We start from the raw sequence: 10973 nt of genomic DNA on the forward strand, positions 1-10973 counted from the left end.
CCAATCTATCAAGCTCAAATCGGATATTCCGGTTTGAGCTTTTATTTTGCTTCTCAAAGCTGAACGTTTTATGAAAAAGATCCTGCTCCTAGTATTTCTATTTCCCATAGTTTCCATAGCTCAGGAGGTAATGCCTCCATTGATTCCTTGGAACGGAAAATCTGAAACTCTTCTTGTCGAAAAATCCAACCCATGGATCACTCCCGGTGAACTCAGTAATTTGACAGAGTCACCAACATACGAAGAAACCTATCAGTGGATCAAAAAACTGGCTGACTCCAGTCCCTTGCTTCAATTGAAAAGTCTGGGTAAAAGTGAGCAAGGACGAGATATATGGATGCTTGCTGCCTCAGCTTCTCAACGTTTTGATGGAGCTAGTCTTAAAGCTAGTGAGAAGCCTTTGATCTTCTTCCATGGAGGAATTCATGCTGGGGAAATCGACGGAAAAGATGCAGGGATGATGTTGCTGAGGGATATCGTTCATGGAGATAAGGGAGACTTACTCGAATTGGCAGATATTCTTTTCATTCCAATCTTGAATGTCGATGGTCATGAGCGCAGAAGTCCTTTTGGACGCGTCAATCAGCGGGGCCCTGCTGAAATGGGGTGGCGGACGAATGCTCAAAATTTGAACTTGAACCGAGATTTTTCAAAAATCGAAACAGCAGGAGTTCGGGCTGTCATTGAGGTGATCAATGAGTATCAGCCTGATTTATATGTAGATGTACACGTGACAGACGGGGCCGATTACCAATATGATATTACCTACGGTTATGTCAAAACCGGTGGCTATTCTCCGGCAGTCAGTGAGTTTTTGTCAGATATCTTTCAGCCTGAAGTGGATCAAGCACTTGAAGATTGGGGACACATTCCTGGCCCTTTGCTTTTTGCAGCAAACGGAAGAGATTTCTCTGCTGGGAATGTTGCTTTTTCCTTTAGTCCACGCTTTTCCCATACCTATGGGGATGTCAGGCATTTGCCCTCCATTTTGATAGAAAACCATTCGCTCAAGCCCTTCCGGCAGCGTGTATTAGGTACTTATGTATTTATGGAACAAGCCATCAAAACCATGGCTTCACATTTCGAGGCAGTTCAGCAGGCAATCGAAAAAGATCAAAATCAGGCCAAAGAGTCCTTGGCTGTCAAATTCAAATTCCGGGATGCACCGGCAGATACCATGGATTTCAAAGGAGTGGCTTCCAGAAAAGAGAAGTCAGAAATCACGGGTGCCGAATATGTCGTTTGGGAAGGAAAGGCGATCAGTCAGCAAGTACCCTCACTTTTGATGGATGTGCCGGTACAAACTGTACCGATTCCGAAGGCCTATTGGATTTCTTCCGAATGGGGTGAAGTAATCGAAAAGCTACAGATTCACGGTGTTGAAATGGAAACCCTAACCGAGGCAAAAGAGCTTAAATTGGAATATTCCAAGGTGACAGAGTTCAAAATGGTTGCTCAGCCCTATGAAGGCTTGATGCGGGTGTCGGATTTCGGTTCTGAAAAACTTTATCGGACCCAAACCCTCCTTCCAGGCTCGGTTCGAGTTAAAACGGACCAAGATTTGGGTGAATTGATCGTAATTCTTTTAGAGCCTGAGTCTGTGGACAGCTTTTTCCAGTGGGGATACTTCAATTCGATTTTTTCACAAACCGAATACATGGAAACTTACATCATGGAGCCAATGATTGCAAAGATGCTTCAGGAAGATTCTGCCTTAAAAGCAGAATTTGAAGCAAAAAAAGAAGCAGAACCTGAGTTTGCTCAGAACCCAAGAAGGATTTATCGTTGGTTTTATGAAAAGACTCCTTATTTCGATCAAAACTGGAAGGTCATTCCGGTGGGTAGAGAATGGTAATTGAACTCGGAATATGAAAATCGAACACTTGGCTATTTGGGTGAAAGATCTGGAGGCTATGAAGCGTTTTTATTGCCAGCAATTTGACTTCAAAGCAGGTGAACGCTATCATAACTCTAAGCGAGGTTTTTCATCCTATTTCCTTTCAGGTGAAGGAGGAGCTAGGTTGGAGCTTATGCAGCAGGATGATGTAGAAGATGCAAGTGGCCCAAGAGGGAAAAGATTGGGTCTGGCACATATTGCGATTTCTGTAGGTTCTGAAAAGGCAGTTGATCAATTAACGGAAAAGCTACGATCTGCCGGTGTCAAAATCCTAGGCGAACCTCGGCGGACCGGTGATGGCTACTACGAAAGTGTGATTGAAGATCCTGAAGGAAATTGGGTGGAGTTGACCGTGTGATTACCAGCCTCCCCCGAGTGCCGCATATAAGTTTGAATAAGCAGTAAGCAATTGCTGCTTAGTTCCAGCCCAATTCAACTGTGCGTCAAATGCCTGACGCTGTGACTCCAAGTATTCCAAATAGGAAGTAACCCCCTGATTATATCGTTCCTGGGAGAGAAACTGGGCTTTGACAGCTGCATCCACATGAGCTTGTCGAGCGATCAGTTCTTTTTTGAGGGATTCTATGGAATACAGAATATTTTCAACCTCTTCATAGGCGCTGAGGACGGTTCGCTCATAATTCAGAATTGCTTGTCTTGTCCGACTTTCTTCTATGTCTACTTGCCGTTGCAAAGCCCCCCAATTGAATAATGGCCCGAGAATGCTAGCTCCCATATTCCAAGATGCTCCACCACTTCCCAAAGAAGAAAACTGGGAGCCCGCTACTCCGAGTAGCCCGGATAGTGAAATATTTGGCAGTAGGCTAGCCTTGGCAGCTCCTATCAGAGCATTGGATGCAATTAGGTCTTGCTCCGCAATCAAAATGTCAGGCCTTCGCACAAGTAGTTCCCCAGGCAGAATTTCGGGGAAAGGGATGTCTTCTGGCTGATCTAAAAGCTTGATTCCGATGGTTTTGGAATCGGGTAGCTCACCAACTAATCGGCTGAGAAGGTTTTCGGAAGAAACGATCAATCGCTCCCAAATCGGAATACTTCCTGCTGCAATGGCCTCCTGAATTTGTGCTTGATTTAAATCTATTTCTGCGATGATTCCTTTGTCAAATCGCTCCTCGATGATGTTGAGCATGCTATCTCGTAGGGTAAGCGTCTGCTCGGAAATTTCCAGTCGTAATTTGTACTCCAAAAGTTGGAAATAGGTGGTCGCTACGGTATTGATTAGACTTAGCTTGACAGCCCGGTAACCTTCCTCGGATGCCAAAATGTTAGCTTTGGCTGCCTCATTTAATCGTCGATATTTTCCCCAAAAATCTATTTCCCAGTTTACCGAACCGAAGCCGCTGAAAATGTTGGTGGTTGTACCCAAATCAAATCCTGCGAAATTACCTCTTTGGGCAGCTCCTGAATATCCGATGGCTGGAAGCATTTGGGATCGCTGAATGATGAGGGATGCCTGCGCCTGTTGAATGTTTTCAGCTGCGATTTTCAAATCCTGATTATTTTCCAGAGCTTTTTGGATCAAATCCTGTAAAACTTCATCCGGAAAAACATCAAACCACTGCACATTTACGGCGGAATCTATTTGAAGTGTATCCACATTTACAAGAATCGAATCCAAATTCCTATCTAGATCAGCTGTTCGATACGTTTCAAAAGTCAATACTTCGGCTCCTTGGTAATTCTGTCCTGATTTACAAGACCAGAAAATGCCAACTATTACTATCAATCCTAAAATCCGATTCATTTCTCAGTTGATTTTAGTGCCAAATCACGTTTTTCTTCATACCGGGCTAATTTTCCTACCAAGACAAAAAGCATAGGATATAAAAACAAGCCCAAAAAGGTAGCAACTCCGATACCTCCTAATAAAGCCATTCCCATCACTTTTCTGGCAATAGCTCCAGATCCACTAGCCAGGATCAACGGCAAGACTCCAAGAATAAAGGAAAATACGGTCATCAAAATTGGTCTGAATCGAAGTCGAGCCGCTTCAACCGCTGCCTCAAATAGGCTTAGCCCCTCATCAAATTTGATTTTGGCAAACTCGACAATCAGGATGGCATTTTTCGCAGCCATGGCAATCAACATGACTAGGGAAATTTGTGCGAAAATATTATTCAAATAAAGCTCATCGAATAGTCTTGCCAGATAGAGAAATAGGAATGCTCCAAATAATGCAAAAGGCGTCCCCAGCAAAATCGCGAAAGGCATAGACCAAGACTCGTATTGGGCAGCTAAAATCAAAAACACAAAGAAAAGGGAGAAGGCAAAGACAATTCCTGCTTGTCCCGATGCTGCACGCTCTTGGTAACTCATGGCATTCCAACTGTAGGTCATATCATCAGGCAGAACTTCTTCGGCCACCTCTTCCAGCGCATCAAGTGCTTGAGTGGAGGAAAACCCTGGAGCAGGCCCGCCCGTGACCTCTGCAGAACGATACAAATTAAATCGATTGGTGTAGTCAGGTCCTGAAATAGGTTTAACGGTCACAAAGCTTGAAATCGGGACCGATTGACCCTTAGCGTTTTTGATGTAGAAGAATTCAAGACCTTCCTCCCCTTGACGATACTCTGGTTCTGCCTGAATGTATGCCTTGTAAAGTCTTCCGAAGCGATTGAAATCATTGACATAAGCTCCTCCTAGATAAGCGGCGAAAGTATTATACACATCCGCGAGCTGAAGCCCTGCTTTGAGAACTTTTTCTTCATCAATTTCTATAAATCGCTGTGGAACTGTTGCTTGATAGGTAGTGAAGGCTGATGCGATTTCGGGCCGTTTTTGCGCCGCCTCGATAAATGCATAGGTGTGCTGGGCCAAATAAGCCGGATCTTTTCCTTCCTTGTCTTGAATCATGATACTAAAACCAGATCCATTACCCAGTCCAGGGATTGCCGGAGGTCCGAAGCAAACAACTTGTCCGGATTTAATCTCAGTAGCAAAAATTCTGTTCAGGCGGGCCATCATATCAGCGGCGGTAGCTTCACGATCATCCCAGTTTTTCAAGGTCACAAACATAAATCCCGTATTTGGGATATAGCTACCAGCTAGTAGACTAAAGCCTGAAAGGCCTGTAGCAAACTCTGTTTCTTCTTGGGCCATGACGATTTCTTCCACCTTCCGCATGACCTCATCTGTTCGCTGCATGGAGGATGCATTGGGGAGCTGCACGTTTACGAATAAATATCCCTGATCTTCTTCAGGCAGGAAGCCTCCAGGAACCATTTTGGCAAAAATACCAGCTGCTACCAAGGTAATGATGACATATACCGCACCTCGTTTGAGTTTTCCTGCGAAAAACTTCGCCACTCCCGTGTACCGATCAGTATTGGTGTCAAACCAGCGATTGAACTTCCCGAAAAACCCTTTTTTGGGTCCAGGCGAATCTTTAAGCAAAAGAGCACAAAGCGCAGGGCTAAGACTCAAGGCATTGATGGACGAGAAAATAACCGAAATGGCAATGGTAATGGCGAATTGTTGGTAAAGTTTGCCGGTGATACCTGCCATGGCTGCCACGGGAACGAATACAGCTACCATTACCAAAGTAGTCGCTATTACCGGAGCACTTACCTCCTTCATGGCAGCAGTGGTAGCATCTTTAGGATTCATTCCTTTCTGCATATTTACCTGCACTGCTTCCACGACCACAATCGCATCATCGACGACTATACCAATCGCTAATACTAATCCTAGGAGGGAAAGTGTATTGATGGAAAAACCCAATAGTGGAAAAACCATAAAGGCTGCTACCAAGGAAACTGGGATCGCCAAGGTCGGAATCAGCGTTGCTCTCCAATCTTGGATGAAAAGGAAAACTACCAGAATAACCAAAACAAGCGCAATGACTAAAGTTTCGATGATTTCTGCGATACCGGCGGTGATCGGTGCGGTGGAATCAAGTGAAATTTGATAGTCAATTCCTTCTGGAAAGTTGAGTTTCAACTCCTCCATGGTACTGATAATCTGTTCGGCAAGTTCTACTGCATTGGATCCAGGAGATTGATAAACTGCCACGATTGCACTCTCTTTTCCGTTCAGTCTGGTGAAGGCATTGTAGGACTCCACACCCAATTCCACTCGTGCAATATCTTTGATTTTGACTTGGCTTCCGTCATCCTCGGATCGAATGACGACATTCCCAAACTGCTCTTCAGAAACCAGGCGATCAGGCAATCTGACTGTGTAGGTAAATTCCGTTCCCTCGGGTGCAGGTTCGGCTCCAAATTTTCCTCCCGGGGCTACAACACTTTGCTGGCGTATTGCATTCATGATCTCCGGAACGGTGATTCCTAATCTTGCAAGCCGATCCGGTTTGACCCAGATTCGCATTGAATAGTCACTAGAACCCAAGACCTGTACCCGGCCTACTCCTCGTATTCTGGCCAGTTTATCTTGAACATTGATCAACCCGTAATTTCCTAAAAAAGCTTGGTCATAAGTTCCGTCTGGAGAAGTCAATGCAATCAACATCAAAATGTTTGGCATTGACTTTTGGGTTTTGACACCAATACGTTTGACTTCTTCCGGGAGTTTGGGTGTGGCTGCGGCTGCTCTGGTCTGCGTGAAGACCGTATTCATATCCGGATCGGTGCCCAAGTCAAAGGTGACATCCAAAGCAAGTGACCCATCATTTGCATTGGTGGATTTCATGTAGAGCATGTTTTCCACCCCATTCATCTCTTGTTCCAAGGGAGAGGCTACCGATTGCTCCACACTGATTGCATTTGCTCCAGTAAAGGCTGTACTCACTCTGACTACAGGAGGAGTAATGGCCGGGTACTGCTCAATAGCCAGCCCCAAAATCGAGATCCCTCCTATGATGACCATAAATAGGGCAATGACTATAGCGACAATGGGTCTACGTACGAAAAAGATGTGATTTTGCTCTTCTAGCTTATTCATACTATCAGTCCTTGAATTGAGAGATGAATTCCACTTCCTCGGGAACGATAGTCATACCGTTTCTTACTTGCTGTAATCCTTCAAGTACAATTCGATCTCCATCCTGTACGCCCGATTCGATCAAAAAGTAATCTCTGTATTTTCCAGTAATGACTACCTCATCACGTGAGACTACATTGTCATTATCTACTTTGAAAACAAAAAATCTTCCCTGAAACTCGCTGACTGTGCGCTGAGGAACAATTTCCCCATTTTCAACTTCTTCGATGATAGCCCTTACCCTAGCGAATTGGCCAGGTCTAATCAATCGGTCTGGATTGGGGAAAGAGGCTTGAATCAGGATAGTGCCTGTAGAGGTATCAATTTCGCGGTTGATAAAATCCACATAGCCCTCTTGGTCAAAAACACTTCCATCTGAGAGCACTAAATGTAAGGGTAGATCTGCTTTGGGTTGATTTCTGGCTTCCTGATATTCTCGGAAAAGTGCTAAGTAGTCGTTTTCGGCAAGGAAAAACTCTACTCGAATAGAGTCAATAAGTGACACCGTGTTGAGGATGACTGGGTTGGGACTTCTTCCGACAAATTCACCCACCTTAGCATTGGTTTTGCCTATCAGTCCATCGATGGGAGACTTGATTTTTGAATATCCCAATTGGATGTTTTGGAAGTTTAGATTGGCCTTGGCAGCATTCACTGCAGCTTCTGCAGCATCTCTTTTTGCTATGGCAGCATCCAGATCTTTTTGAGAAATGGCATTGATCTCAGCTAGCGGTTCATATCGTGCCAAATCATTCTCTGCTTGGGTAAGGGCCACTTGGGCCTCTGCCAATTGGCTATTTGCGGCATTCACAGCTTCCTGAAGTTGGTCAGGATCTATGGTATAGAGGAGTTCACCTTTTTTGACGAGTTTACCTTCGCTGAAATGAATTCCTTCTAGATATCCCTCCGTGCGAGTTCGGATTGGCACATCTTGTTTGCCATAGACTTGTGCTACAAAATCCTTCTCAATTTGGACTTTTTGAGAGTTGATTTTGACAACCTTTATTTCAGGGCTGGGTGCAGCAGTTGGTGTTTCAGATTTTTCGCCACAGGCTGTGAGAAGTGCAAGTCCAAAAATTAACTTTAGAAAATACTTCATTGTGCTAGGTTATTTTAAAGAATCAAAATTTAGCAAAAAAAATATGGGAATATTGAAAAAGACTTTTTTTTATCTATCAGAAAGCGTTTTTCAATTAAGAGGCGTACATGTTCAATTAAGGAAAGTGATTTTGAGTTAAAACTCAGCCTTTCTAATTATGAGTTTTCAAATTAACAGGCCTTATGGATGAAATAAGGATGTCAGTCAGATTTTTTCCAAAACCAGCCCGAATTTCACAATGATCGAGTTTTCAACTTTGACTGTACCGAGGAATTTGATTGGTGGGTCAAGCTGAAAGTCTGAGAAGGTGACTTCTTGAGCCCCCAGAAGGAAAGTTTTACCATTTTCCTTGGTGGAAAGCTGACAAGAAATGGGAAATCTACGACAGGTTCCGGCAAGTGTGATTTCTACATTTCCGCTTAGTTTTTCCATTTCTGTGTTCAGATTCTCTCTTTTCAAGTCCAAAAATCTTACTTGGATTTCAGGGTGTTCTTCTGCCTTGACGGTTTTGTGAAAGTCCTTGGTCATCATCCGATTAAAGCAGTCAAAGTTTTGGGACCTGAGTGTGACTTCTCCTGACCAAGTAGCAGTCTTGTCTCCGGGAATTATTTCTTCTTCGAGAATATCATTTCCATGATAATTCATTGATTGGCACTCGAATGAATTGATATTGGTATTACCTTCAATGCTGACTGTGCTTTGGGAAGATACAAGCCATTGATTGACTTCTTTTTCTTTTGGAATGCTTGATATTGAAAATAAAAAGCTCACTAAAATTAGTAGTAGCGTTTTCATTTCTTTGGAGGTTTGAAAGGCTGACACTCCGAGAAGTGCCAGCCTTTTAGATTTGGAAATAAAATTTTGAGAAGATTAGAAGCTGATTGCTGCTTCTAAATTAACTCCTTTAAATTCACCACCATTGTATTTGCTGTCAGCAGCAAAGCCTTCTTTATACTGCTGATTGACATATTCCAATTTGATCAAAACATTGTTGGTCATAAACCAACCTCCACCGATGTTGGTGCGGGTTATTTTTGTATCAATTGCACCTTCACTCATATTTCCATTCACTGAATTCAAACGTGCTCCAAAATAGAATTGCTCCATTCCTCCAAATCGATATAGCGCTTCTCCTGCAAGCTGAGTGAATTGGCCATTTCCTTGTTCCTCGGAATTGCTGACGATTTCGTAAATACCGAAGAATTCAAAACCTTTGACTTTAAGGAATGGGTTGAACTGTATCGCTGACATTTGTCTGAATCGTGGGTTGAAACGTCCCTCGAAATCATTTACTCTTTCAGCGTTAAGCTCTTCCATTATCTTGTAATATCTAGAGCCTGCTCGGTCACCACCGTACAACCATGTACCGGTAGTTGTGCCATTGTTTAGGTACCAAGAACCTGTCAGACGGAATCGTACATCTTCGTTGAATTGCTTGTCAAAACCCAACTTTCCATAGAAAGAGACCTTGTTGTCAGAATTGTCATTGACAACTACGCTTTGATTCAGCTTACCGTTGGTTAGACCAATGACCCCGATGAAACCATTTTTCTGGACTGTTACTTCCCCAAAAGCCTCAGTCGAGAATGCGTCCATGATATAATTACCGATGAAGGGGTTGAATATTACCCGTGCATTGTCTGAGCGTCGGAAGTGTGCGTCACCGTAGTTAAATTCATCCAAACCAAAGGTAAGGGTGGTTACACTCATGAGCCCCTCTAGGAATCCCGGCTTGATAAAGTCAAGTTTGTCAATCTGCATGTGGCCACCCTTTACCCAAGCCTCGTTGTGGTGTTTGGAAGATAGGTAGGTACGAAGGTGTAAACGGACCCCATCAGCAAGTTGCGTATTGATATTGAGGTTAGCAGTTGGAAGGTTTACATTAGAGCCTAGGTCCACTAGGTTATTTAAGGAATTGGAATGGTTGATAGATTGGAATTGAAGGGCAAAGTCTCCTCCGACAAAAACTTTTACTTTTTCGAATGTACTGTTTGTCTCTTTTGGAGTTTCGAAGACATTGATGCCTCTTTTGTCGTTTGCTCTAAAGTATTGAAGCTTGTCAGATTCACTTTCTTGAGCAAAGGTGGCTGTAGTCACGGCAGTGAGGGCAATAAACCCAGCAGATAGTCCGTAGATTAGCTTTTTCATAGTTTAAAGATTTAAAGGGTTAATTTTTTGTAGAATAAATGGCTTGGAAACTCAAAGTGAGTTCTTTACCTGTTTTTATTGTCCCGAAAACCGCCGTAGGAGGCTCAAGAGAGAATTGTTCAAATGTGATGTCTTGCTTCCCGGTAAAGAGAATACTACTGCCCTGCACTGAATAATTGACAGTCATAGTCAGGTCTCGGCTGTTTCCGGCAATATTGAGTTTCCCCTTCGCCTTGATCGTTGATGGAGTCATCTCTTCCACTTTGGTAAGTTCAAAAGTGATTTTTGGGAAGTCATCTGCCTTTATAGCTTCATAGGCATTTTTGTCCATAGAAGACTTTCCACTTTTTAGGGCCTTAGAGTTCAAGCTCAAGGAGAGAGATTGGATGCTTTCGATTTTTTTATCAGCCAAATTGATGATTGCTTGGCCTTCTACTCCCGTTTCTGCGACCATGTCCCAATCGTGTAGAGTCGAAGTACCTGAGACTTTCATCTCCTTGACATCGCTGATACTGAAGGTCTGCTGAGCCTGAACTACTGAGGCAAGCGAGCTTGCTAGCAGGGTCAGCATTAAAGCGATTTTTGTATTGATCTTCTTCATAAGATTAAAGGGTTTGTTTCCGTATTGGATGATTCTAAAGTAGTGGGGCAATCATTCCTAACTCGTGACAAGAGTTGCCTATAAAAGTGACTTTTGTCACAAAGCGACCGGGTGATTGGTCATATTCTTTCCCGTAATTATGTTTTGAAAAATAGGCGGTAGGCAGCCTATAAAAATACTTTATTCTGATATATCTTATTATACCGAATTAAAAATTAAAAATCAGTTATTGTGTAAAAATCAATTTTGGGCTTGACTATATTTCTTCGTCT

The 10973-nt window shown here is 43.2% G+C and carries 8 protein-coding genes; 2 read left to right on the top strand and 6 right to left on the bottom strand.

Annotated elements, in window-relative coordinates; genetic code table 11:
• Nucleotides 1-70: 70 nt before the first annotated feature.
• Nucleotides 71-1855: a M14 family metallopeptidase gene (locus G457_RS21470; protein WP_051260820.1), complete on the top strand. Its 1785-nt coding sequence runs from the start codon at nt 71-73 to the stop codon at nt 1853-1855.
• A gap of 13 nt (nt 1856-1868) precedes the next feature.
• Complete coding sequence (locus tag G457_RS0112660) at nt 1869-2255, top strand: VOC family protein (RefSeq protein ID WP_026946816.1); 387 nt, start codon at nt 1869-1871, stop codon at nt 2253-2255.
• On the opposite strand, the gene G457_RS0112665 is transcribed toward G457_RS0112660, so the two are convergent.
• The 6 genes from G457_RS0112665 to G457_RS0112690 form a co-directional block, all read right to left on the bottom strand.
• The gene (locus G457_RS0112665) at nt 2256-3659 is read right to left on the bottom strand and encodes an efflux transporter outer membrane subunit (RefSeq protein ID WP_026946817.1); all 1404 of its coding nucleotides are present in this window, start codon (nt 3657-3659) and stop codon (nt 2256-2258) included.
• Nucleotides 3656-6814 carry an efflux RND transporter permease subunit gene (locus tag G457_RS0112670; RefSeq protein ID WP_026946818.1) on the bottom strand — a complete coding sequence of 1053 codons (3159 nt, stop codon included), beginning with the start codon at nt 6812-6814 and terminating at the stop codon, nt 3656-3658. The genes G457_RS0112665 and G457_RS0112670 overlap by 4 nt, the downstream gene beginning before the upstream one ends.
• Nucleotides 6815-6818: 4 nt before the next feature.
• Nucleotides 6819-7952, bottom strand: a complete 1134-nt coding sequence (locus G457_RS21475; RefSeq protein WP_035483811.1) for an efflux RND transporter periplasmic adaptor subunit — start codon at nt 7950-7952, stop codon at nt 6819-6821.
• A 204-nt stretch (nt 7953-8156) separates the two neighbouring features.
• On the bottom strand, nt 8157-8747 hold the full coding sequence (locus G457_RS0112680) for a hypothetical protein (protein WP_155847148.1): 591 nt from the start codon (nt 8745-8747) through the stop codon (nt 8157-8159).
• A gap of 75 nt (nt 8748-8822) precedes the next feature.
• Nucleotides 8823-10100, bottom strand: coding sequence for a hypothetical protein (locus G457_RS0112685; protein WP_026946820.1), 1278 nt, complete (start codon nt 10098-10100; stop codon nt 8823-8825).
• 19 nt (nt 10101-10119) lie between these two features.
• On the bottom strand, nt 10120-10701 hold the full coding sequence (locus G457_RS0112690; protein WP_026946821.1) for a YceI family protein: 582 nt from the start codon (nt 10699-10701) through the stop codon (nt 10120-10122).
• Nucleotides 10702-10973 lie beyond the last annotated feature (272 nt).

This window comes from Algoriphagus marincola DSM 16067, from assembly GCF_000429405.1.
Classification (GTDB): Bacteria; Bacteroidota; Bacteroidia; order Cytophagales; family Cyclobacteriaceae; genus Algoriphagus; species Algoriphagus marincola.